The following is a 24,534-nucleotide window of genomic DNA, read 5'->3' on the forward strand; positions in this document are numbered from 1 at the left end:
CTTGAACTGTATTTACAACCTGCTTTAAAAGCATGAATTTACCTGAGAATGTTTTCACATGAGCCTAGATGCGCTCGATATCCCGGGTACCAAACAGGCCATAGGGTTTAAACCAGAGGATGACTAACAGCACGTAAAACGGCGCTATGTCATACATATTGCCAATGTGTAAATACTGACTGTCAAAAAACTCGGCAACATTCTCTAACACGCCGATGATCACACCGCCAACGATGGCGCCGACGATGGAGTCTAAACCGCCTAATATCACTGCAGGGAACACCTTAATACCGATAGAAGATAATGAGTCTGAAACCCCGTTAACCATGCCAATCACCACGCCGGCCGTTGCCGAAACCGTGGCAGCAATACCCCAGCTCATGGCGAAGACCTGTTTAACTGAGATCCCCAGACTCTGAGCCACCTGCTGATCGAACGCCGTCGCCCGCATCGCCAGGCCATGCTTGGAATATTTAAAGAAGAAGAAAAAGCCAACCATGATGCACAGGGCTATGATGGTACTCATCAGATAGGCCAGCTCGATATTGAGGCCAAAAACTGAGACTGACTGAGTATCAAAAACTTTAGGGTAGCTCTGAGGCGAGACGCCAAATATCCATTTCGTTAGCGACTGAAAGAATATCGACAAGCCAATCGTCACCATGATGACCGAGATAATCGGCTCACCTATCATGGGGCGCAGGACTATCATCTGCAGCAGCACACCAAACACGGCCATAAAGCAGAGGGTCAACAGGAAGCCGACCACAAACGGCAACTCCATATAAATTAGGAATGCCCAACACACCCAGGCGCCCACCAGCAGGAACTCTCCCTGAGCGAAGTTAACGATCTGAGTCGATTTATAGACCAGAACAAAACACATGCCCACAACACCATACAAGAGGCCCACAATCAGGCCATTGATGATGAGTTGCAGTAGTAATTCAAAATTCATGACGCTCTCCTTTGCTCTATTTCTGACTCGGATACGCTTGTCGTCTCTATGACCGATGCCACCTTGAGTTGAGTCTGTATTCGTGACTTACTGCCATCCTGGAAGGTGATCACGGTATCAATATCCACATGAGGTTCATCGTTATAGATTGATGAGATGATGTCACCGTACTTATCGGCTATCACGCCACGCCTGACCTTACGTGTTCGGGTTAACTCGCCATCATCGGCATCGAGTTCTTTATAGAGCAGGATAAATTTACTGATCTTCTGCGCATCTGGCAGAGACTCATTCACTATCTCAACCTCCTCAGACAGCTTTTCATAGACCTCGGGGAGTGATGACAGGTTGGTGTAATTGGTAAAGGCGAGGCCACGTTGCTCGGCCCACTTAGAGACGATACTGAAACGAATGCATAAGATGGCCGACAGGTAAGGTTTCTCTTTGCCTAAGATCACCGCCTCTCCGATAAAGGAGGAAAACTTAAGCTTGTTCTCAATGTATTGTGGCGAGTATTGAATACCCTGACTCGTCTTGGCTAAGTCTTTTATTCTGTCGATAACTACAAGGTGCCCCGACGGCTTAAAATAGCCCGCATCTCCGGTATGCATCCACCCCTGTTTCACATCTTCATCGAACGCCTCCTGATCGCCAAGGTAGCCGTTGAACATGCCTAAGGTTTTGGCGATCACCTCGCCCACCCCTTCGCTGTCACAGTTGATAACCTTGACCTCGGCGCTGTCGAAAGCCACACCGACGCTGTCGTAATCCACATCATCTTCCATGTGTATTGTGTACGCCCCACACATCTCGGTCTGCCCATAGAGTTGACGCAGTGGTACGCCGATACTCTGGAAGAACCGGAAGGTATCGGGTCCCATGGCGGCGCCACCGGTTGCGGCAGACTTTAAAAATGAGAAACCGAGCCGGTCTCGCAGCGCCCTCATCAATATAATATCGGCCAGACGGGACTTTCGGCCCTGCTGTAAACTTTTCTGCGCTCTGTCCATGGCGAAGTTAAACAGCGCCTGTTTCAAACGTGAGGAGTCCATCATTCGCGCCTGCACATCGGCCAGTATTCCTTCCCATACTCTTGGAGCAAGCAGTACAAAGCTGGGGCCAATTTCACGAAGATCGGCCATCATGGTTTCCTGCTCTTCGACAAAGTTCACTATCTGTCTGGCGATCAGCGCCTGACCCACCGCATATACCTGCTCCATGATCCAGGGAAGAGGAAGAACGGAGACATAGTTGTCACCCGGTGCTCGTGGATCGGCGCGCAGGTATGAGCAGCAATGGTCGATAAATTTACTGCCTTGCAGCAGCACAATTTTCGGCTTTGAGGTGGTACCGGATGTGGTGCAGTAGATGGCGATATTCTCGGCCCTACCGGCATCGACAAAGGCATCATAGAGTCTGGGTGTCTCTTTATCGATACGCTGCCCTAATGTATAGATCTCTTCAACACTGATAAGGCGGGGATCATCATATTTGCGCATGCCTCTGGGGTCGCAATAGACGATACACTTGACGCTGGGAATGCTGTCTTCGAGTTCAAGTAGCTTGTCACACTGCTCTTCATCCTCAGCAATCACCACGCTGGCATTGCTTCGATTGAGAAGGTAGGCCACCTCTTCATGCAACGAGTCCTGATAGACCCCCAGAGAGAAACAGCTCATGGCATGAGCCGCTACCTCGCCCCATACCCACTCGGGTCTGTTGTCTCCAAGCAGGGCAATGGTGCTGCTTGCTTCTATTCCCATAGATGAAAGGGCAAGGGTCATCCACTTCACCCGGTTGTGATAATCTAACCAGGTAAACTCGCTCCAGATCCCAAACTCTTTCTCCCGCATGGCAATATCATCGGGCCAGAGCGTGGCGTTATGCCTGAGGATCTTAGGAAAGGTATCCATATCACCCATATCGAATCGATTGGCTGACAATTCATTTGGCATATTCATTAGCCCACCTCCTGTAACTGCTCATCTTCTTCTAATCCAAGGTAAGCCTGTCTTACATGTTCATCTGCCATCACCTCATCGGGGAGGCCACAGATAAGTTTCTTACCAAAATCCAACACCATGACCTGATGAGAGATATCCATTACCACCCCCATATCATGTTCAATCATGACCACAGTGATGCCGAACTCTTCGTTGAGGTCGAGTATGTAGCGCGCCATATCCTCTTTCTCTTCCAGGTTCATGCCGGCCATGGGCTCGTCGAGCAAGATAAGCTTGGGCTTAAGAGCGATGGCGCGTGCCAGCTCGACACGTTTGCGCAGACCGTATGAAAGTGTGCCTGCAACCGCCTTACGCACATGAGAGATATCCAGGAAGTCGATGATCTCTTCAACCTGACGGCGATGAACCAGCTCCTCTTTTTGCGCCGGAGAAGCCCAGTAGAGCGGGCCGGTTAACCAGTTATTTTTCATCAGGTGATGTCGGCCAACCATGATGTTATCCAACACCGACATATGACCGAAGAGAGCAAGGTTCTGGAAAGTACGGCCTATGCCTAAGTCGGCCCTGTCATTGGGCCTTAAATTGGTCACATCGGTATTATCAAAATGAATGGCCCCTTTGTTGGGGCGATAACGGCCGGAGATGCAATTCAACATCGATGTTTTTCCAGCCCCGTTAGGACCAATGATGGAAAACACTTCGCCTTTGTTTACATCGAAGCTCACATCGGTCAGTGCCTTAACACCACCAAATGCGAGAGATATCTGGTCTACTTTCAGGATAGTTTCTGTCACACCCGTACTCCTTGAACTTCAGTTCGATTCATTAACGACACAACAGTGATGTCACAGTGATGATTGGCACTAGCCCCATATTGCTGAGATAACCTGAATTATCTTTTTCTGGCCGCTCACAATTGCGCTAGTCGTTCTTAAAAAAAAGAGAGGTGGGTTACCCCACCCCTAAATGGAGCGTTTAGAGTGCGTATCTCATCGACAGCTGTGCATAATCTGAGTCAACATTCTTATCGCCCATTTCAAAGTTGCCGACTTCGAATCCGACGGCAAGTTGGGGAGTCAGGTTTTGGAACAGGTTGACACTCCATTGAGTGCGTTCTGCATCGGCAATATCGGTTTCAACACGGCCATACAGGACGGTGCTTCTTAAGGTATCGGTCCAATAGTGGCGGTATGCAGCGAGGTAGGAGGTGGTACTCTCAACCTCTTCACCGATAAGATCTGAGGCGGTACCTACGCCGACATATCGACCCACTTCGCCCAGATGGAGTTGAAATCTGAAGTCATCTTTACCGAAGGTCTTGATACGGCCGGCTATCGATCCACCTAAGGCGGTTTCACTATTGCCCGTAGTTGTATTGAGGCTGCGACCCAGAGCTGATAGCGACACGTTGCCCCAATCGCCCTTAAGGTTGTAGCGAGCGACCACGTCCGGTAGATCGTCGTTGGCGGTATCGCCACCGACACTCTCAGGGTTTTCAATTGATACCTGGAAATTTCCGGCATCGAAACGTACCTGTCCCTGACGAATGAAGGCTAAACCAACGGTGGCCCCGGCGAAGTCTGCAGATTCAGGGATCGCACTGGTATTCATGAAGGTCGTCCAGGTCTGGCCTGCCGTGATCCCTTGGTACTTGATGAAGGCGTGACGAATTCGCGGGTTGGCCGAGTTAGATACAACCTGGTTACCGCCGCCGCCGAGAAAGTCCATCTCGATAAAACCGGTCACGTCGCCATGGACGTACTTGGTATTAAAACGTGATTCGTTGGCAAATATTCTGAATTGTGATGCGTCTTCGGCCAGCGGCGTGCCGGTACCGATCCAGAAATCCCGATAGGCAACGTCACCGTTAACATAACGTGCATCGACCTTAAGATAACCACCGAAACTAATCTTGCCATCTTCACCAACTGTAAAATCGTATCCGGCCATGGCTGAACCGGCAAATAAACACATTGAACCTGCTAACGCGATCTTTTTAATTTTAGAAATGAGCATCTTCTATCCCCTTTAATGTCTGCAGCCAAGATGGAGAAATCCTGCCATTGACTCAATTGGGAATAGGTATTAGTGCAGCAGTCTTAATACGGAAGTAGCAAGACAAAGGGGGTAATACTTAAGTCGATAGTAATTAGCGAAAAATTGGCTCTGAAATATGATATGTTAAATTTTATAACAAATAGGGTTTCAACCTCCTCTGCCCGCCACCGAAAGAGAAACTCATAATAAGGTCCATTAAAGCGTATGTTTCCCAACTGGCTGTTAGTCACCATCAGTATCAGCTATATCGGCTTACTCTTCCTGATGGCTTTTCTGGGTGACAGATACCGGGACAGGTTAGTCAATCGGCAACACACCGTTATCTACGCGCTTTCTCTGGGAGTCTATTGCACCTCGTGGGGATTTTTAGGCACCGCCGGGCAAGCAGCCAGTAACTCGTTTTCATACCTGCCGGTATATATAGCTCCCATACTGCTGTTTATTTTTGCCTGGCCATTTATTCAAAGGCTTATCCGTGTCAGCCTGAAGCTTAACATTACCTCAATCGCGGATCTGCTCGCTGCCCGATTTGGGAAATCACAACTGCTGGCCTTCATCGTGACCTTAGTCGCCCTGTTTGGTACCTTGCCCTATATCGCGTTGCAATTGAAAGCCATCGTGAACTCCTACGAAATTTTGCGACAAGACCATCTCATGTCTTCATGGCAGATAGGTGCCGTTGTAAGTGTTATTCTTGCGGGTTTTACCATTATCTTCGGCGTCAGGGCCATAGACGTCACCGAGCGCCACCCGGGCATGATGTTAGCGATCGCCTTCGAGTCCTTCGTTAAGCTTATCGCCTACCTGACAGTCGGCATATTTGTCTCATTTTTTCTGTTCGATTCTCCACTGCAAATCTGGACCTTAGCGAATGAGAGCTTACCGGCATCAACTGAATTCAGTTATCCGAATCTGGTCTCTATGTTTGGACTGCTCTTTATCGTCCTCTCCGCGTTTCTCTGTCTGCCCCGCCAATTTCAGGTACTCATCGTCGAACTGAAAGAGCAGAAACATGCCATATGGAGTCGCTGGACCTTCCCCATCTATATCTTGGTATTCGCCTTCTTTGCCACTCCTCTGGGACAGGCCGGTAATCTGCTCTATGGCGATTCACTCAAGAGTGATGCCTACGTGCTGTTTCTGCCGGCCTTCAATGGTCAGGCCTGGCTGGGCTTATTCAGCTTTTTGGGGGCTATTTCTGCGGCCAGCTCTATGGTTATCATATCCACGATAGCCTTGAGCACCATGCTCAGTAATGAGGTGCTATTCCCCACACTGTTTAAATTCAGCAATATTCAAAGTACCAACTTTCACCGCTTTCGCTCGCACCTGTTGAGTATACGCAAGGCACTGGTGTTGCTCGTCATCTTCTTAAGCTATGGGATGTTTTTACTGGCACCGCCTGATACGCTTGCTTCATTAGGTGAAGTCGCATTTGGTGCTATAGCCCAGATAGGTCCCACCCTGTTTGCCGCTTTTCTGTGGCGAAGGGTGACCCTGGTCGGGGCAATATTAGGGATCTCCAGTGGCTTCAGCCTCTGGCTTGTGCTCAATATGCTCCCTCAACTGGGCTTTTACCCTCACCCTCTGGCGGGCAGCGAATATTCGATGACCACCATGGCAACCTTGATAGGCCTGCTCGTCAATATTCTGATGGTATGGCTGGTTTCACTGCTCACACGCCAAAGCGTGCATGAGCAGATGCAGAGCGAGCACTTCATTCAGAGGCCGGATTTCGATAACTTGCCCTCCGGGGTCCAAAAAAATATTAAACCTGAAGATCTGGAGTTGCTTGTCGCGCGTTTCGTGGGGGAAGAGCGGGCACTGCAAGGATTCAGGGATTTTTTCAGTCAACAAGAGTCACCTCCCTCAGACAAGAACAGCCATAACCAGGCACTGATTTTTTACACCGAAAACATGCTCGCGAGTGTGATGGGCTCGGCTTCTGCCCGACTGGTGATCTCCTGCGCCCTAAATGGCCGGGATATCGCCATCAACGAGGTCGCGCAGCTGGTCGAGGATGCCTCCAGTCATAGAATGGAATTCAGCCGCTCGGTACTTCACAGCGCAATCGAAAATGCCAGTGAGGGCATATCGGTTATAGATAGCGATCTGAAACTGGTCGCCTGGAATAAACATTATCTTGAGCTGTTCGACTACCCGGACGATCTCATCTATATCGGCTGTCCGGTAAAACAGCTCATCCAATATAACCTGAGTCATGGGGGCAAGTTTAATAAGAATATCGAACAGAAAGTCGAACGGCGTCTGGCATTTTTACGTCAGGGTAGCCGCCATAGTACCGAGCGGGTACAGGGTGATGGAAAAACTATTCGTATCGAGGGCAACCCCATTCCCGATGGTGGCTTCGTGATGATCTTCTCGGACATTACCATGTACCGGGAAGCCGAAAATTTGCTGAAAGAGAAAAATCTTGATCTTGAAGCCCGGGTCTATGAGCGCACCAGGAAACTGGAGCAGGCTAACCTAAGCCTGGAGCAAACCAATGCAGAGCTTGCCGACGCTATTCAAAAAGTAGAGCAGGCCCACCAGAAGAAGAGTCAATATCTCAAAGCCTGCAGCCACGACCTGTTGCAACCTCTGTCTGCAGCTCGCCTGTTCTCCTCCGCTTTCGTACAGAGCAGCCAGCTATCAAAAAAACAGAAGCAGCAGATAGGCTATATTGATAACTCACTTAAAGTGGCCAATGAGTTGCTGCTTGATCTCAATGAAATCTCACGTATCGAGAGTGGCACCTTAGTTCCCGAAATTGAGCGCTTTCCACTGCAAGAAGTTTTAGATTCCATCGTCGACGAATACGGCGCAATATCCGCTAGCGCGAATGTGGACTTCCATCATATCGACACCGAACTCTGGGTCACGAGCGACAAGGTGATGTTAAGGCGAATTCTGCAAAATCTGATCAGCAATGCCTTCAGGTATGCCGGGGAGGGGAAAATTCTTCTCGGCTGTCGCCGACATGGCACTCAACTCAAGATTCAAGTCGTAGATAATGGACCGGGGATCCCCCTTGATAAGCAGGCAGTGATATTTGAACAATTTACCCGCCTGCAGCCCTCAGGACACCTGGGAGTCAACGGGCTGGGTCTTGGGCTCAATATAGCTCAGGGACTCGCCTCTCTATTAAAGCAGCAGCTAACCCTCTCTTCTCGTGTCGGTCACGGCAGTATCTTTAGTCTCACCTTAGATATCGTAGCGCCGATTACCGCCCGAATAGAGAAGAGTGAGGCCGACATCTTAACCCTGCACGGCGTCAATGTGCTGTGTATTGATAATGACCCCAATGTGCTGGCCGGCATGACTGAGCTGCTCAGTGGTTGGAAATGTAAGGTCTACGGCGCTAACTCTGTGCAACAGGCCAAGCGGCAATTTAAAAAGCACGCCAGTGAGATAGATATCATGTTAGTGGACTACCAACTCGATGACAGACTGGATGGACTCGCCTTGATGGATGAATTACAAGGGCTATCGGACTTGCCCTTACCCGGTATTTTGATCACGGCGACCATAGATGAAGCCGTGGTTCAGCAAGCAAAGGCATTGGGTTATGGCTACCTTCGCAAAATCATTAAACCTATTGCATTGAGGGCATTAATGAGTGCAACACTGGCTCAAAGCTTACGTAAAAACTACTGCGCTTCGAGTGAGAAAGTGGCTTTATCCAACTGAAGTTGACTCATGGCTATCACCGCCTGGGTACGGGTGTGCACCCCTAGCTTCAAAAATATCGCACTGGCGTGAGCCTTGATAGTGGCTTCCGATAGTCCTAGATCGTAAGCGATCTGTTTATTTAACATCCCATCGGCAAACATCATTAATATGCGATGTTGACGCGGTGATAGGCTCATGATCTTACTGCTCATACTATCGGCTTCTACCGTATCGAAGTTACTGCAGCCTTCGGGTAGCCACTGTTTACCGGCGAGTACGCTCTGTATCGCCTGTAGCATCATCGCTGCGGTAGTCGATTTGGGAATGAATCCTGCGGCGCCAAAAGACATACTCTTGGACACGGTGACTTTATCCTCCTGACCCGAGATCACTATCACCCCCATCTGAGGAAAACAGTTTCGGATGCTGATTAAGGTATTAAAGCCGTGTGCTTTAGGAATGTTCAAATCAAGTAGCAGTAGATCCGCATCATCATGCTCGGACAATAGCTTGTCTAACTCAGATATGGTTTCGGCCTCAAAGAGGAGCACATCGTCGAAATTAGGCGCTAATATATTGATTAGGGCCTGGCGGAACAGTGGATGGTCATCAGCTATTATTATTTTAAGTGGCTGCAACATTGTTAACTCCTCGTTAATGAGCGAAATTCAGTCTAACGGAAACCCTGAGAATAACAACCTAGCTCTCAACGGGTTGCAATATTCGCAAAAACAAAAGCAAACTTCTTTTGTTATAACAACTTAAGTAAGCCAAGATGATAAATAAAAGCAAGCTGACGACCTGAGATATAGACTTATTAACTAGTCCTGAATATCTAATCAGAGCTGTTTTGTCGGCGTTACTACCCATTTAGGGTCAAGGGACTCGTCGATAATGGCTTTGAAGATATGGTTATTAAACATCCAACCACCTGAGAGTTGATTAAATTTACCACAGCCACTTGTACATTAACAAAGTCTCACATATTCTGGATTGAGGTTCCCATGTTTCCGACATGACAGTTTTTCAACACAACGCATTGACTATTAGGAGATTACTTTGCCTGATAAAACAGCATTAGTTCTTGGCGGTGGTGGTGCGCGTGCGGCATATCAGGTCGGTGTGCTTAAAGCCATAGTGCAGTTCTACCCCAGAAATCATGGGATCCCCTTTAAAATCATCTGTGGTACATCTGCCGGGGCAATCAATGGCACCTCGATTGCAACTCATGCCTCCTGCTTTCATCTTGGCGTAAGAAAACTGGAATGGGTATGGCGTAACTTTCATACCAGTAAAATTTATAGCTCCTCTGCAATTGGAATACTGGCTCATCTAAGTAAGATGCTGTTGATGAGTATTCAGGAGGATAGGGTTAACACCAATGCGGGCAGCTTGTTTAATAGCGACCCTTTACGAGTGCTGCTTAACCAGCTGATCAATTTTGTTCGAATAGACAGGAATATTGCGAGCGGTGCACTCAATGCCCTGAGCATAGATACCTCCTGCTATAACACCTCGCGTTCAATCACCTTTTTTCAAGCCAGTCGAGATATCCAGGAGTGGCACAGGGATAGACGAAGGGGACAAAGAACCCAGCTAAATACTGAACACCTGCTGGCAAGCAGCGCTATCCCTCTCATATTTCCTTCGATCAAGCTCAATCAAGGTTATTACGGAGATGGCTCGGTGCACCAACTCGCGCCCTTGAGCAGCCCTATTCACTTAGGGGCCAAAAAAATCATGGTGATCAACCTGGAGAGTCCCCATAAACAGATGCCCCAAGAGTTGGAGCATCATCCCAAGACAGCGACGATTACGGGTCACCTGCTCGATACCATATTTTCAGATACACTTAACAGCGATCTCGAGCGGCTAGAGCGTATTAACAACACCCTCTCCCTCATCCCCAAAGAGGATTGTGAAAAGCTCCCGCTGACTAATATTCAAACCTTAGTCATCAAGCCCAGTGAGGATCTCAGTCAATTGGCGTCCCAGTATTACAATGAAATGCCCTTTGCGGTTAAGTCTATGCTGAGACCCTTAGGGATTAAGCAACAAACCGATTCGAGTATTGTCTCTTACCTACTATTCGAACAGGCTTATTGCAGCGCGCTTATCGACTTAGGATATCAGGATGCCATGTGTCAGATTGATGAAATCCGGGACTTTTTTGAGATAAAAAAATAATCAGGAATAAAGCGTTCGATGTATTCTTGTATTGAAGCGCCAGCGGAAACAGAGCTAAGAAACAGTTCTTAGCTCCTATTGTGAAAATCTATTCAGCCCAATAGCTCCGCGCGCCGGACAATCAAACCCGCGGCGTTCTCGCCCCACACCTGATATATCCTGCCACCGGGGTGAAAACCGTCCACAGCCATATCCTGGCGCTCCAAGGCCTGCTCAATATTAACCAGCTCGCAGTCATCATCAGCCAGACTTAACTCAACGAGACGGGTATTGAACGCCTTAGCCCTTTGACCCAGACACCATCTCAGTGGCTGAGGCAAAGCAGGAAACTGCTCCATAGGCGGCACATGGGTGAGCAAAATATGCTTCACGGCAAATTGCGACCTTAGCAGTTGAATCAGTACCGCTTGCCGCTCTTTCCAGCGACCCACCCGAACCGGACTGAGCACATCATTAACCCCTAAAGAGCTTAATACCACATCAAACTCACAAGGCTCCAACTGCTTCAGCGTCTGGATAAGATCCTCTGTTGTATTACCGGACTGAGCGATAAGCAGCCAGTCAACCCGATACTGTTTAGCAAGCTCGCGGGACAGACAGCCGGATAAGGCTTGTGATTGGGTATCGACACCGACTCCGGCCGCGGCAGAATCGCCCACCACTAACACCCTAAGTCGCCTTCCCTCACCTAGGCTTCCATCTCTGTCACCCGCCGCTTCAGGTAGCTTGGGGGTCACTCGACGCACATATCGCCCCTGTAATACCAATAAGGGCGCCAGCAAAATAAGGATTATATTGTGCAACATGCCACTCCTCTATCCCTAGCCCCTAGCCCCTAGCCCCTAGCCTTGCAACAAAAAATGTTCGGCCTTCTCGATTCGTCGAGGCTTACCCAAGATAATCAATATATCACCCGGGCGAATATTCCAATCTAACTCAGGACTTTCAACCTCTGAGCCTGAACGTCTCACGGCCCGGATTTCTACTCTGAGTTTCTCCCAGGGTATCTCGGCTAAGGTCAAGCCTACGGCGTTGGCTCCCTTGGGTAACGCCACAGCATGCAGGTGCTCAAGGGTGAAGTCGGTCTCGGCTCCGGAGAAGAAACCATGGAGGTACTGGTAATGGTTACGTCTTTCATATTCCAGTCGCTTTAAAATTCTCGTCAGCGGAACGCCGCATTGATACAGCACTTGAGAAACCAGCATTAAACTGCCCTCGAGTGTTTCGGGGATAACCTGGCTCGCTCCCGCTTCCTCAAGCTCCTCCATTCCGGTATCGTCACGGGTTCTGACCAATATTTTTGACTCTGGCGCAAGCTGGCGACACAAGGGCAACACCTCTTCGAGGATCCGACCATTACTAAAGGTTAATACAATCAGCTTAGCCTCCCGGATTTTGGCCTGTTTAAGAATGCTACGTTTACAGACATCACCAAAATAAACCGGTTCCCCCGCTTTTCTCGCCTCCGACACCCGGGTGGGATCCAGATCCAGCACCAAAAATGGTACCGCTTCCGTTTTCATAAACCGGGCAATAGTCTGACCAACGCGGCCATAGCCCAGAATTAACACCAGATCGTTTTCATGCTCTATATTCGGCTCAATGGCAGGCGGCTTCTCGACCTTAGGCCGAACCCCCTGCAAGTAACGAGCAATATCGACGCTGTGCCTCACTAACCAGGGGGCGACCGCCATCGAGAGCACCGCGACCATAACCAGTTTAGTACTCAGGGCGATATCGAGTAGTCGATAATTCACCGCCAACGCCAGCACTACGAAGCTGAACTCCCCCACCTGAGCCAAGCTCAGGGCCGTCGACACTGAGGTTCTGAATGATTCACGGGCAGCACGTAACAGGCCAAAGATAACGAGTGCCTTTCCGAGAATCACCGCCACCAGCAGAACTAAAATCTGCCACCAAAACTGAAAAACGAGCGTAAAGTCGAGCAGCATACCGATAGAGATAAAAAACAATCCCATCAATAGATCACGAAACGGCCTGATATCTGCCTCGAGTTGACGTTTATATTGGCTTTCTCCTAACAACATACCCGCCATAAAAGCACCAAGTGCCATGGACAAGCCCAGCCATTGAGTCAAGGCTCCGGTTAAAAGTGCCACCACTAGGGTAGACAGCATAAATAGCTCATTGGAGCGTGAGCGAGCAACTTCATCGAATAGGCGCGGCAAGCCCCACTTACCAAAAGCCATCAAGGCCACGAAGGCCAGCACGCCTTCAGCCATGGCATAGCCTATGGTCTTCACCGACAACACCTCTCCACCGGAGGCCAGCAGTGGCAGCAAGATCAGTAGAGGAACGACGGCAAGATCCTGGAATAACAATACACTGACCGAAAGCTCACCGTGACGCCGCCTTAACCAGCCTTGTTCATTGAGCAACTTAAGTACGATAGCGGTGGAAGATAGTGCGATGGCCGAGCCAACCACTATAGATTCGACTAAGGTGAGTGACCCCATATATGAGATCCCGGTTGCCAGTAAAGTGGTAATGACGACCTGAGCACTACCCAGACCAAATACCGTTCTTCTCATCGCCCATAATCTGGGAAGAGAAAATTCCAAACCTAAACTGAACATGAGTAACACGACGCCGAGCTCGGCAACGGACTGCATCTGATGTTGGCTAAACCAATTGAAACCTGAAGGACCACTGATAACACCCGTGAGCAGGTAGGCCAAGATAGCGGGCAAGCCTGCCCGTCTCAGCAACGCAATCGAGATAATTGCCACCACAAGCATCAAAAGAATTTGAATAAGAAAACTGTGTTCCATTTAAATTTTGGCTCCAAGTCAAATAACTGACACATCATTTTTAGTACTGATTACAGAAAGATTAACTCAATGACAAATAAAGACAAATTTAATTAACAAAATATTAGGCATACTAATTGCTAGTAAACATTCAATTGAGAGGTTTCTTAACCTCAGCAAGACTGGCATTGATGGAGTACTAATTATGGACTTTGGCCTAGCGACAGAGTTTTATCCCGAAGAACATCAGTATCAACCTGAATTATTTAGCGTTAATAATACTGAACTCGATCTAGTGGAAATTATTCAGCAACTACACGAAAGTTTAGATCCCAGGACAGTTTTTGCCTGTTTCGGCAAAGTCATGGGACAACATTTGCCGATGCATGGTGTAACGCTAAACTACAAACACTATCAGTTTAGCTGGGGAAGACGTCAGGGGCTAGTTATTAAGCAACAACTGGTATGCTCCGGTGAGGCCGCAAGCCTTCAATACAGCTTGAAGTCCCCATTAACGCCATCACAAGCACAGCGATTACAGTTACTACAGACTCTGGTTCTCTTGCCGCTGTTTAATGCAACCCAGTTCCATGAGATGTCTCAGCAAGCCATGTACGACTCTCTCACTAAGTTAGGCAATCGTCACTATTATACCGAGAGCCTTAAAAAAGCGATTGCAACGGCTGAGCGCTATTGTAACGACCTCTCATTAGTGGTGCTTGATTTAGATAATTTCAAGAAGCTTAATGACCGATATGGCCACCAATTTGGCGATACCGTGCTATCTGACTTTGGCCAACTTTTAACCAATGCAATACGAAATACCGATCAGGCATTTCGTATCGGTGGGGATGAATTTGTTGTCGTGGTGCGAGGAGACAAACAGGCCGCCAGCATCTTATGTGAACGAATTTTAGCCTCTATGGCATCACTGCCTTTGTTTGAAAAACATGAAATCCAAACCAGTTTAGGTGTCTCTCAATGGATTAACGGTGAAGCCCCGACCTCACTGTATGAACGTGCAGACAGGGCGCTGTATCGAGCTAAAGCGGCTGGACGACAATGCTTCAGGGTTGATGGTGAGTAAGAGGAAACGTCAAGTAACTAGTTACTAGCTACGACTTTAAAGCTTAAACCAGCACTGACATCTCTACAGATAAACGCCTTCTCAATCCAGTAGCCGACGGCGCAGACCAACACATCATTGTAAAAGATAAACGGCACCTTCTCTCGCTCCCAAGGAGGAATGCCATACTCCTGCCACAACTTCTTAAGCTCTCGCCCCTTCTGTCTGTTATGGGGAGAGCAACGCGTACTACCCGCAACGGAAAAACGAACACTCACCTTCTCATCAGTATTAGGAAAACGGACTCTATCGGACTTGGCGGAGCTACACACCCAAAGTGTGGCCAACTCAGAAACTCCAAAGCCTAGCCTTGTTTCAGCATTACCAGCTTTAACACACTCCCCTGCGCGAACGGAAGCAGATGATAGCAAAGAGGTTAAATCCAACTCGAACACAGATTTTGCTATTCGCTCCGCGTGTTCAGCTTCAACCGAGGAGAGATAAGCCCGTCCCCTGAAGCGTCTGATAAGGGTATCGCCTAACCTAAGCTCGATTTTGGCATCAGGCTTAGCATCGAGTAACTGATATAGCGCCTGCTCCAGTTGGACTTGCGACAGGGGCGCAAAACCAAGGTATTCGATATAACCCCTGAGCAGCAAGAGTTGCCAATTGAGATCTTGCTCACTTAAGTCTGAGAGTTCGAAAGCGGTGCCGTTCCCCTGACTGACAGGCACAATATATGAAGGTAAGCGTTTACTCACCTCCTCGTCGATAACAGCCTGCTGCTGGGCACATAAGGCAGCGCTTCGACTCGCCGTCACGGCAATGGAGCTCCAGCGGGCCTTGAGCTTAGGGATTATCTCCAGGCGCAAAAAATTACGGTCAAACTTACTGTCTTGATTACTCTCGTCTTCAATATGAACTATCGCCTGACTGGCTGCCAGCGACTCAATCTGTTCGCGACTAATCGACAGCAGCGGCCTGAGTAGCTGTTTGTTGTTATCGAATGTCTGAACTTCCCCCATAGCAGATAACCCCTTAGGCCCCAGCCCTCTTTTGAGAGCAAGCAAAACGGTCTCTAATTGGTCATCTAAATGATGGGCGGTTAACAGGCCGTCACCCGCTGCCATCAAGGACGTTATCGCCTCATAGCGGGCATTGCGGGCCTGGGCTTCAATACTGAGTCTGGGACCAATTTTTACCTCTACCCGTTTTATTTCGATAGGTAAATTATATTTTGCAGCCTGGGACTGACAATGCGCTGCCCAAGCATCGGCATTTGAGCTCAACCCATGATGGACATGAACCAGCAGATACCGATATTGAGGGTTATCCCTGGCAAAGTTGGCTAAGCCCAGCGCCAACACCTCTGAATCGACCCCGCCACTGTAAGCGAGTACTAACTGAGAGCCAGAGTCGACAGACGCCTTAGCCACACAGTCTGCTATTAAACTGCTGACATCAAAATCCGGGACAGGGGTGCGCTTACTCATCTAAAAAAGGATCCTCACCTTACCGGCCCCGGTTAAGGTTTCCAACGCCAGCATCAACTCATCGGTCGGGTTAACACGCCAACTCTCACCGAGCCTGTACCGGGCCTTGGCTTGAGATTGAGCGTAATTAACGACCACGGGCACAGCGCCATTTTTCCATGGTTCAACGGCTTCTTTAAATCTATCCAACCAGGTCTGATCGATAGTGTCAGCATCGATATCGACCTCGACACCATTGGCGAAATGGCTTCTGGCCTCCCCCATATCGATGATATTTCTGGCCGTCATGCGGTTTCCACCGGAAAAATCGTCGAAGCTCACCTCACCTTCGATGATTAAAATGCGGTCTTTTTCCAGCAGATGGTTAAACTTTTCAAACGCCTCGGTAAATAACATCACCTCTAAACGAGCACTCTTATCGTCCAGCGTCACCAAGCCCATCTTAGAGCCACGTTTGGTCATCATCACACGAGTCGCTACCACTAAGCCTGCCGCCTTCATGGTCTTGCCTCGCTCGGTAGGATGCACATCCTTAAGGCGTCCCGAAGTGTAATGCTTCAGCTCTTTCAGGTACTGATTAATCGGGTGGCCCGTCAGATACAGACCTAAAGTCTCTCTCTCCCCTTCCAGCCACACCTTATCGGGCCAGGGGGTGCATTCAACAAATTGTTGTTTCACATCTTCTGGATCGCTATTGAGCAAACCAAACATATCATGTTGACCGATGGCTTCGGCCTTAGCATTTTGATCCGCCGCCCTTATCGCCTCGGGTAAGGTCGCTAACATAGCGGCGCGATGAGGTCCGAGATTATCCAGCGCACCGGCACAGATAAGCTTTTCCATGATGCGTTTATTGAGTTTCTTCAGATCCACGCGAGCACAAAAATCAAACAGGTCTTTAAATGGACCATCTTTTCGAGCCGACAAAATTGACTCTACCGGCCCATCACCGACCCCTTTAATCGCGCCGATGCCGTAGACAATATTGCCCTCATCATCGACGTTAAATTTTAACAATCCCTTGTTAACATCAGGCGGTAGCAGAGGCATGCCCATGCGCTCACACTCATCGACCAGAATAACGATCTTGTCTGTGTTATCCATATCGGCAGACATTACCGCAGCCATAAACTCGGCCGGATAGTGAGTCTTCAGCCAGAGCGTTTGGTAAGAAACCAGTGCATAAGCGGCCGAGTGAGACTTGTTAAACCCGTAACCCGCAAATTTCTCCACCAGATCGAAGATCTTCATCGACAGCTCACCGTCGATACCGTTATTAATCGCGCCCTCTTCGAAGGTACCACGCTGCTTGGCCATCTCCTCGGGTTTCTTCTTACCCATAGCACGACGAAGCATATCCGCCCCACCCAAGGAGTATCCCGCAAGCACCTGAGCGATCTGCATCACCTGCTCTTGATAGAGGATAATGCCGTAGGTGGGCTCGAGTACCCATTGCAGCGACTCATGCTGATACTCGGAATCCGGATAGGAGACCTCCTCACGGCCATGCTTACGTTCGATAAAGTTATCTACCATGCCCGATTGCAACGGGCCGGGTCTGAACAGGGCCACCAGTGCGATCATATCTTCGAAGCAATCCGGCTGTAGGCGTTTAATCAGGTCTTTCATACCCCGGGATTCGAGCTGAAAAACCGCCGTCGTCTCATAACGCTGCAATAACCTGAAGCTGGCTGGGTCGTCCAGTGGAATAGACTCGATACGCACAGGATCTTTGCCCAACCTCTTCAGTTTGGGGTTGATCATCTGCAGTGCCCAATCGATAATCGTCAGGGTTCTCAGTCCCAGGAAGTCGAACTTAACTAAGCCTGCAGTTTCAACATCGTTCTTATCGAACTGAGTGACCGGGTTAAGCCCCTCTGAATCACAATAAATTGGCGAAAAATCGGTAATGGTGGTTGGTGAGATAACCACACCACCGGCGTGCTTACCCGCGTTACGCGTGACACCTTCTAAAATTCGGCACATGTCGATAAGGTCTTTCACCTCCTCATCGGCGTCGTATGACTCCTGTAGTGCCGGCTCGACCTCAAACGCCTTCGCCAGCGTCATACCGGGTTCGGCGGGCACCATTTTAGATATCCGGTCTACAAAACCATAGGCATGTCCCAGCACACGCCCAACATCGCGAATAACAGCTTTTGCCGCCATGGTACCGAAGGTGATGATCTGCGATACCGCATCACGACCATAAAGCTCGGCAACATGATCGATCACCTCATCACGCCTATCCATGCAAAAATCGATATCGAAATCCGGCATGGAAACACGTTCGGGGTTCAGGAATCGCTCGAACAGCAGTTCATATTCAAGTGGGTCCAGATCGGTAATTTTAAGGGCGTATGCAACCAAGGAACCCGCACCGGAACCACGGCCCGGGCCGATTGGAATATCATGATCTTTACCCCACTGAATGAACTCCATCACGATGAGGAAGTAACCGGGGAATCCCATCTGGTTAACAACCTTCAGCTCGACATCGAGACGATCATCATACGCAGGTCGTTTCTCCGCCCTCACTTCAGGATCGGGAAAGAGAAACTCTAATCGCTCCTCGAGTCCTTTCTCAGATACTTCGACCAGGTAGTCTTCAATGGTTAAATCGCCCGTAGGGAAATTAGGCAAGAAATACTCGCCGAGGCGAACGGTAACATTGCAACGTTTAGCTATCTCAACCGTATTCTCGATCGCTTCGGGAATGTCTTCAAATAGCTCACACATCTGCTCGCTGCTCTTGAAATACTGCTCGGCGCTGTATTTCTTCGGTCTACGAGGGTCTGCCAGAGTAAAGCCATCTGAAATAGCCACACGGATTTCATGGGCCTCAAAAAACTCAGGACTATTAAAGACAACCTGGTTAGTCGCCACAACAGGTAAGTCCTTTTCCGCCGCAAGCTCAACTGCCATATGCAGGTAGCGCTCCTCATCGGGACGACCGGTACGCAATAGCTCCAGGTAATATCTATCTGCAAAATGTGTCTGATAAAACTCGACGAGTGAGTCTACCTGGGCCTCGTTGCCTTTCAACAGTGCCCGCCCAACATCCCCGTGTCGGCCACCTGAGAGCAGGATCAATCCCTTATTGTACTTAGCCAGCCACTCATGATCTATGACTGCCCTATCATCTATATGACCTCTGAGATAGGCATCGCTGATCAGTAAGGTTAAGTTCAAATAGCCATCGTTATCCATAGCCAAAACGGTCACTGAACACAGATCTTTATCGAACCCCGGCACTTTCACCCAAAAATCGGCACCAATTAGTGGCTTAATGCCGGCACCATGACAGGCACCATAAAACTTAACTAATCCACACAAGTTAGTTTGATCTGTAAGCGCAACGGCAGGCATCCCAAGTTCTGTTACTTTCCCTATGATGGGTTTAACTTTTGCCAAACCATCTGACATAGAAAAGTCACTGTGAACACGTAGATGCACGAAACTGGGATCAGACATAGTACCTATTACTTTTAAATTGGGGAAAAACTCAGATTTAGGTGAGATTAACAGAGTCAATCTCACCAAGCTAGCTTACCGGTTACAGTAAGAAGGAATTGCAGTTATAACTCGGAGCACCGCTTATTTTTTAGCGAGACGCTCTTTTACCGGACGGAAGCTTTTTCTATGTTCTGGCAGCACGCCATGTAACTCTAATGCTTCGAAATGCGCCTTGGTTGGATAGCCTTTATGTTTGGCAAAGCCATATTGAGGATGCTCCATATCGAGTAGATCCATCTCTCTGTCGCGGATCACTTTGGCAACGATAGAGGCGGCGCTGATACCGGCGACTAACCCGTCGCCTTTAATAATTGCATGGCTCTCAATATTGGTATCAACCTCTTCTCCATGAAAAAAAGCAGGCGTGCGATTTCCATCGACCAATACACTTTTCGGTGCAATCACAAGGCCTGCAACGGCTCGCTGCATGGCTAGCATGGTCGCATGCAAGATATTAAGCTCGTCTATCTCCTCGGGCGACGCGTAGCCGATACTGATAGCTAATGCTTTTTTATGGATTTCGGTAAACAGAGCTTCCCGCTTCTTCTCAGAGAGTTTCTTTGAGTCATTTAAGCCGGCAATGGGTTTAGCCGGGTCTAGGATAACCGCGGCCGTAACCACATTACCGACCAGAGGGCCGCGGCCCACCTCATCAACCCCGGCATACAGACCTGAGGTTAACGTTTCGACTTGTTCAGGGGTGATAGCTTTAATTACAGCCATAAATGGGTACCAACTTTGTATAGGGAATTAATGACTATTGAATCAGTTTTATTACAGCTTCGGCAGCGCGCTCACTGGCATTACATTTCAGCGCCAGATGTAGCTGCATGAATTTGTCTTTCATCGGTGAGAAGTCGCTGTCCAGCAGCTCAGAGACAGCGTCGGCAATCAAAGATTCGGTACAATTTTCCTGTATCAACTCTGTCACCAAGGTCTCACCCGATAACAGATTAGGTAGAGAATATTGGTCAACTTGCATCATGCCCTTGGCTATCTTATAGGTGATGGGATTAAGGCGGTACGCAACAACCATAGGGCGCTTAACCAGCATGGCTTCTAATGTCGCAGTACCCGATGCGAGCAAAATGCAATCAGCCGCTGCCATCACTTCCCTGGAGTGCCCTTCGACTAAGGTAATTTCCAGATCTGGTGCATGTAGCTTAAGTGCCTCTTCGAATTGATCACGGCGCTTTTGATTAACCAGTGGCGTGACAAAGCGGATATCGGGATACTTAGCCTTAATTAGGCCCGCAGCCTTAACAAAAGGCTCAGCCAGCTGTTTCAACTCGCCGCCCCGGGAGCCGGGAAGTACCGCTAAGTACTCGGCATCGGCATCCAACTCCAACAATTTACGGGCAGCAGCCTTGTCGCTTACTAAAGGGATATCATCGGCTAATGTATGACCGACAAATGTGCATGGGACATCATGCTTATCATAAAACGCCTTTTCAAAAGGAAGCAGTGACAGCACCATATCGGTTGCCTTGGCTATCTTGAAGATACGTTTAGGGCGCCAGGCCCAGACTGAGGGACTCACGTAGTGAACCGTTTTAATGCCCCTAGCTTTAAGTTTTAACTCTAAACCGATATTGAAGTCCGGAGCATCGATACCGATAAAACAGGCAGGTTCGATGGAACAGATCTCATCGATCAGGGTTTTACGGACTTTCAACAAACGAGGTAAACGGGAAAGCACTTCAACAATTCCCATTACCGCAAGTTCTTCGAATGAGAAGATAGACTCAAAACCCAGCGCTTCCATACGCGGTCCACCAATACCGACAAAACGTGCATCTGGATATTGGTGCTGCAATGCTTTAATTAAGCCTGCGCCTAAGATATCTCCGGAGAGTTCCCCGGCAACTAATGCAAAAGTAATTTGTTTGGGTTCACTCATAGGATCAGGTCTTAGGTTACGTTTTGAAAAAGGGATTAATATTCATCTATATCAGCATACGTTCGGTCAGCGCACCTGTTACTTCTGAATGACTATCACAGATAGGTATAAAGCAAAGAGCCCGTTGTTAACGGGCTCTGGTGTTCGGCTGTTAGCGAATTATACCGCGGCTGGAGTTGGAGACAAAATCGATCATAAACTTTACTTGTTCATCATCTGACTCTTCCGATAACGCAGAAATAGCCTCTTCGACAGTCAGCCCCTTACGGTATAGTGTCTTATAGGCGCGACGCACCGCCATCTGGCTCTCTTTCGAGAAACCGCGACGCTTCATACCTTCACTGTTTAAACCGCGTGGGATCCCCGGTTGACCCGAAGCCATCACGAACGGAGGCACATCTTGCAGGATCAAGGAATAACCTGCTGTAAACGCATGGGCTCCGATGTGTACAAACTGGTGCACACCCGTTAAACCACCCAGAATGGCCCAATCCCCAACATGAACATGTCCGGCAATCGACGCATTGTTTGACATGATGACGTTGTTGCCAACGACACAGTCATGGGCAATATGCACATAGGCCATAAACAGATTGTTAGAGCCTATACGAGTCTCACCTTTGTCTTGAGTCGTTCCACGGTGAATTGTCACCGATTCACGGATGATATTATTATCACCCATGATGAGTCGCGTAGCTTCCCCTGCATACTTTTTATCTTGGCAATCCTCACCCACAGAGGCAAACTGAAAAATTTTATTGCCTTTGCCGATAACCGTTGGCCCTTTAACTACCACATGGGAGCTTAACCAACAATCGTCACCTATCTCAACATCTGCACCGATATAGGTCCAGGGGCCGATAGTGACATTGTTACCAATTTTTGCATCAGGATGAATATACGCTAATTTATCTATCACTTTTTGATCTCTCTGCGAGCACACATGATTTCAGCCGAGCAAACTAACTCGCCGTCAACCTTAACTACACCTGTAAACACCCCAATCCCACGGCGTTCTTTTACCATCTTCACTTCAAAGTGTAACTGATCACCAGGTTCAACTACTCGCTTAAAACGAGCCTTATCGATACCGGCAAAATAGTACAATGAATCATCAGTGGCGGCTTCCATCGTCTTGTATGCCAATAAGCCTGTTGCCTGTGCCATAGCTTCCAGAATTAATACGCCAGGCATTACCGGCTGAATCGGGAAGTGCCCCTGGAAGAAAGGTTCATTGATAGTGACGTTCTTGATCGCATGAAGCGTCTCACCCGGAGTATAGTCCAATACACGATCTATCAATAAAAATGGGTACCTATGGGGCAAAGAGTTCATGATTTCTTTGATATCCATGGTATTTAATTGATTTGACACTAATTTTTCCTTAATCCGCCTTTAGGCAGTTAATCTTCTGATGGTACATTCTTTTCTAACTTTTTAACACGCTGAAAAAGCTCATCCAGTTGTCTGAAACGAACGGTATTTCGGCGCCATAATTTGTTATCCATAGCGATAGTTGCCGAGCTATAGACACCAGGCTTACGAATAATGCTGGTGACATTGGTGGCACCCGAGATATGGGTACCATCGGCTACACTTAAATGGCCCGCTACTGCACTGTTTCCACCTATGATACAGTACTTTCCAATCCGCGTGCTTCCCGCCACAGTTGAGTTACCCGCAATAGCGGTATTTTCACCGATAATATCGTTATGAGCAATCTGAACCTGATTGTCGAGTATCACGCCGTCATGTATCTCAGTGTGTTCAATTGCACCACGGTCCACCGTAGTACTGGCACCGATTTCGACACGGTCACCCACTCTTACGCCACCAGTCTGTGGAATTTTAATCCATTGACCCCTTTCATTGGCATAACCAAAACCATCGGAACCTATCACGGCACCGGAATGGATAATACAATCCTGACCAAGGTGAACATCATGATAAATGGTAACATTAGCCCACAGGCGTGTGCCTGAGCCTAAAATACTATCTTGACCGACCACGGAGCCGGCACCAATTTGCACCTGCTCACCAAGAATAACATTCTCAGCGATAACAACATTAGCACCAAGGGCAACCCCTTCACCCAGCTTAGCTGTCGGATGAATAACTGCCGATGGATGGATGCCCTTTGCGGCCTTTGGCGTGGTATCTAATAACTGAGATACTCGGGCAAAACCTACATAGGGATCGTTTAAAACGATCGCATTTCCGGAAAAACCATCAAGCTCTTTAGGAGAGATCAACACTGCACTTGCTTGGGTTGACTCCAATTGAGCGCGATATTTCGAATTTGCTAAAAAAGAGAGTTGGCCTGCTCCGGCGTTCTCCAAGGTAGCCACACTGGTAATAACCAGTGTCTCATCACCTTGAATATCGGCGCCAAGCTCAAGAGCCAACTCTTTTATGGTGTAGCTTTTCATCAATAATCAGCCTTTGCCGTTAACCTTTGCTTAGTGCATCAACGACTTTACTGCTGATGTCAGCAGTTGGCTTAACATAGATAACCGCACCACGTTGAAGCACCATGTCATAGCTTTCTGCTTCAGCGATCTTGTTTATCGCTTGCTGAACTTTAACTAAAAGCTTGTTCTGCTCTTCGCCTTGGCGGCGACGCATATCTTCATCAAGAGCCTTCCCCTTAAGCTGCAGCTCAGACTTCATTGACTCCATCTTACGAACCATCTCAGTCTTCTGAGACTCACTCATAAGTGCACCGTCACGTTGCTGCTTCTCAAGCATGCCACGCAGCTCTTCCTGCATCTTCTGAACGCTGGCAACACGGTCACCGAACTCGGTTTTAAGTGTTTTGCTTACCGCTTCACGTTGTGGCAACTGCTCGAAAACGGCTTGCATATCAACGACTGCAATTTTCTCGGCTTGTGCCGCAATAGGTGCAGCAAGAAGAACCAAAACCATCATCGCGCGATTAAACATCTTTTT

Annotated in this window: 18 protein-coding genes; 3 read left to right on the forward strand and 15 right to left on the reverse strand. The window is 48.5% G+C overall.

Annotated elements, in window-relative coordinates:
* Positions 1–64: 64 nt before the first annotated feature.
* From EKG39_RS09660 to EKG39_RS09675, 4 genes are all read right to left on the reverse strand, one after another.
* Positions 65–958 (reverse strand): branched-chain amino acid ABC transporter permease, encoded by an 894-nt coding sequence (locus EKG39_RS09660; RefSeq protein ID WP_126505538.1) that lies wholly within the window; start codon positions 956–958, stop codon positions 65–67.
* Complete coding sequence (locus EKG39_RS09665; protein ID WP_126505539.1) at positions 955–2,919, reverse strand: long-chain fatty acid--CoA ligase; 1,965 nt, start codon at positions 2,917–2,919, stop codon at positions 955–957. Before EKG39_RS09665 ends, EKG39_RS09660 begins: the two co-directional genes overlap by 4 nt.
* Positions 2,919–3,716, reverse strand: coding sequence for an ABC transporter ATP-binding protein (locus tag EKG39_RS09670; RefSeq protein WP_126505540.1), 798 nt, complete (start codon positions 3,714–3,716; stop codon positions 2,919–2,921). Before EKG39_RS09670 ends, EKG39_RS09665 begins: the two co-directional genes overlap by 1 nt.
* A 181-nt stretch (positions 3,717–3,897) precedes the next feature.
* Positions 3,898–4,938, reverse strand: coding sequence for a DcaP family trimeric outer membrane transporter (locus EKG39_RS09675; RefSeq protein WP_126505541.1), 1,041 nt, complete (start codon positions 4,936–4,938; stop codon positions 3,898–3,900).
* A gap of 246 nt (positions 4,939–5,184) precedes the next feature.
* On the opposite strand from EKG39_RS09675, the gene EKG39_RS09680 reads away from it, so the two are divergent.
* Positions 5,185–8,670, forward strand: a complete 3,486-nt coding sequence (locus tag EKG39_RS09680) for a hybrid sensor histidine kinase/response regulator (RefSeq protein ID WP_126505542.1) — start codon at positions 5,185–5,187, stop codon at positions 8,668–8,670.
* On the opposite strand, the gene EKG39_RS09685 is transcribed toward EKG39_RS09680, so the two are convergent.
* Positions 8,631–9,293 carry a response regulator gene (locus EKG39_RS09685; RefSeq protein ID WP_126505543.1) on the reverse strand — a complete coding sequence of 221 codons (663 nt, stop codon included), beginning with the start codon at positions 9,291–9,293 and terminating at the stop codon, positions 8,631–8,633. The two genes, EKG39_RS09680 and EKG39_RS09685, sit on opposite strands and share 40 nt — an antisense overlap.
* 418 nt (positions 9,294–9,711) lie before the next feature.
* Here EKG39_RS09685 and EKG39_RS09690 point away from each other — a divergent pair, with 418 nt between their 5' ends.
* On the forward strand, positions 9,712–10,839 hold the full coding sequence (locus tag EKG39_RS09690; RefSeq protein WP_126505544.1) for a patatin-like phospholipase family protein: 1,128 nt from the start codon (positions 9,712–9,714) through the stop codon (positions 10,837–10,839).
* A gap of 92 nt (positions 10,840–10,931) precedes the next feature.
* Here EKG39_RS09690 and EKG39_RS09695 read toward each other — a convergent pair whose 3' ends face one another.
* Positions 10,932–11,645, reverse strand: coding sequence for an SGNH/GDSL hydrolase family protein (locus tag EKG39_RS09695; protein ID WP_126505545.1), 714 nt, complete (start codon positions 11,643–11,645; stop codon positions 10,932–10,934).
* A gap of 36 nt (positions 11,646–11,681) precedes the next feature.
* Positions 11,682–13,631 (reverse strand): monovalent cation:proton antiporter family protein, encoded by a 1,950-nt coding sequence (locus EKG39_RS09700; protein ID WP_126505546.1) that lies wholly within the window; start codon positions 13,629–13,631, stop codon positions 11,682–11,684.
* A 184-nt stretch (positions 13,632–13,815) separates the two neighbouring features.
* On the opposite strand from EKG39_RS09700, the gene dgcS reads away from it, so the two are divergent.
* Positions 13,816–14,697 (forward strand): diguanylate cyclase DgcS, encoded by an 882-nt coding sequence (gene dgcS, locus EKG39_RS09705; RefSeq protein WP_126505547.1) that lies wholly within the window; start codon positions 13,816–13,818, stop codon positions 14,695–14,697.
* 17 nt (positions 14,698–14,714) lie between these two features.
* Here dgcS and tilS read toward each other — a convergent pair whose 3' ends face one another.
* The 8 genes from tilS to EKG39_RS09745 all read right to left on the reverse strand — a co-directional run bounded on the left by tilS (position 14,715) and on the right by EKG39_RS09745 (position 24,528).
* Entirely contained in the window at positions 14,715–16,169 is a 1,455-nt protein-coding gene (tilS, locus tag EKG39_RS09710; protein WP_126505548.1) for a tRNA lysidine(34) synthetase TilS, read from the reverse strand.
* Complete coding sequence (dnaE, locus tag EKG39_RS09715) at positions 16,170–19,643, reverse strand: DNA polymerase III subunit alpha (RefSeq protein ID WP_126505549.1); 3,474 nt, start codon at positions 19,641–19,643, stop codon at positions 16,170–16,172.
* A 123-nt stretch (positions 19,644–19,766) separates the two neighbouring features.
* Positions 19,767–20,408 carry a ribonuclease HII gene (gene rnhB / locus EKG39_RS09720; protein ID WP_126505550.1) on the reverse strand — a complete coding sequence of 214 codons (642 nt, stop codon included), beginning with the start codon at positions 20,406–20,408 and terminating at the stop codon, positions 19,767–19,769.
* Positions 20,409–20,442: 34 nt separating this feature from the next.
* Positions 20,443–21,585 (reverse strand): lipid-A-disaccharide synthase, encoded by a 1,143-nt coding sequence (gene lpxB / locus EKG39_RS09725; RefSeq protein WP_126505551.1) that lies wholly within the window; start codon positions 21,583–21,585, stop codon positions 20,443–20,445.
* A gap of 151 nt (positions 21,586–21,736) precedes the next feature.
* Positions 21,737–22,504, reverse strand: a complete 768-nt coding sequence (gene lpxA, locus EKG39_RS09730; protein WP_126505552.1) for an acyl-ACP--UDP-N-acetylglucosamine O-acyltransferase — start codon at positions 22,502–22,504, stop codon at positions 21,737–21,739.
* Positions 22,501–22,959 (reverse strand): 3-hydroxyacyl-ACP dehydratase FabZ, encoded by a 459-nt coding sequence (gene fabZ, locus EKG39_RS09735; protein WP_126505553.1) that lies wholly within the window; start codon positions 22,957–22,959, stop codon positions 22,501–22,503. Before fabZ ends, lpxA begins: the two co-directional genes overlap by 4 nt.
* Positions 22,960–22,988: 29 nt before the next feature.
* Positions 22,989–24,014 carry a UDP-3-O-(3-hydroxymyristoyl)glucosamine N-acyltransferase gene (gene lpxD / locus EKG39_RS09740; RefSeq protein ID WP_126505554.1) on the reverse strand — a complete coding sequence of 342 codons (1,026 nt, stop codon included), beginning with the start codon at positions 24,012–24,014 and terminating at the stop codon, positions 22,989–22,991.
* A gap of 19 nt (positions 24,015–24,033) precedes the next feature.
* On the reverse strand, positions 24,034–24,528 hold the full coding sequence (locus EKG39_RS09745; RefSeq protein WP_012143486.1) for an OmpH/Skp family outer membrane protein: 495 nt from the start codon (positions 24,526–24,528) through the stop codon (positions 24,034–24,036).
* Between the last annotated feature and the right edge of the window lie 6 nt (positions 24,529–24,534).

Source organism: Shewanella atlantica, assembly GCF_003966265.1.
GTDB lineage: Bacteria > Pseudomonadota > Gammaproteobacteria > Enterobacterales > Shewanellaceae > Shewanella > Shewanella atlantica.

Bases quoted from the DNA above. Each gene is read 5' to 3' on its own strand.
- EKG39_RS09660 (WP_126505538.1), bottom strand. From the start codon at position 958: ATGAATTTTGAATTACTACTGCAACTCATCATCAATGGCCTGATTGTG.
- EKG39_RS09665 (WP_126505539.1), bottom strand. From the start codon at position 2,919: ATGAATATGCCAAATGAATTGTCAGCCAATCGATTCGATATGGGTGAT.
- EKG39_RS09675 (WP_126505541.1), bottom strand. From the start codon at position 4,938: ATGCTCATTTCTAAAATTAAAAAGATCGCGTTAGCAGGTTCAATGTGT.
- EKG39_RS09680 (WP_126505542.1), top strand. From the start codon at position 5,185: ATGTTTCCCAACTGGCTGTTAGTCACCATCAGTATCAGCTATATCGGC.
- EKG39_RS09685 (WP_126505543.1), bottom strand. From the start codon at position 9,293: ATGTTGCAGCCACTTAAAATAATAATAGCTGATGACCATCCACTGTTC.
- EKG39_RS09695 (WP_126505545.1), bottom strand. From the start codon at position 11,645: ATGTTGCACAATATAATCCTTATTTTGCTGGCGCCCTTATTGGTATTA.
- EKG39_RS09700 (WP_126505546.1), bottom strand. From the start codon at position 13,631: ATGGAACACAGTTTTCTTATTCAAATTCTTTTGATGCTTGTGGTGGCA.
- dgcS (WP_126505547.1), top strand. From the start codon at position 13,816: ATGGACTTTGGCCTAGCGACAGAGTTTTATCCCGAAGAACATCAGTAT.
- tilS (WP_126505548.1), bottom strand. From the start codon at position 16,169: ATGAGTAAGCGCACCCCTGTCCCGGATTTTGATGTCAGCAGTTTAATA.
- dnaE (WP_126505549.1), bottom strand. From the start codon at position 19,643: ATGTCTGATCCCAGTTTCGTGCATCTACGTGTTCACAGTGACTTTTCT.
- rnhB (WP_126505550.1), bottom strand. From the start codon at position 20,408: ATGGCTGTAATTAAAGCTATCACCCCTGAACAAGTCGAAACGTTAACC.
- lpxB (WP_126505551.1), bottom strand. From the start codon at position 21,585: ATGAGTGAACCCAAACAAATTACTTTTGCATTAGTTGCCGGGGAACTC.
- lpxD (WP_126505554.1), bottom strand. From the start codon at position 24,014: ATGAAAAGCTACACCATAAAAGAGTTGGCTCTTGAGCTTGGCGCCGAT.
- EKG39_RS09745 (WP_012143486.1), bottom strand. From the start codon at position 24,528: ATGTTTAATCGCGCGATGATGGTTTTGGTTCTTCTTGCTGCACCTATT.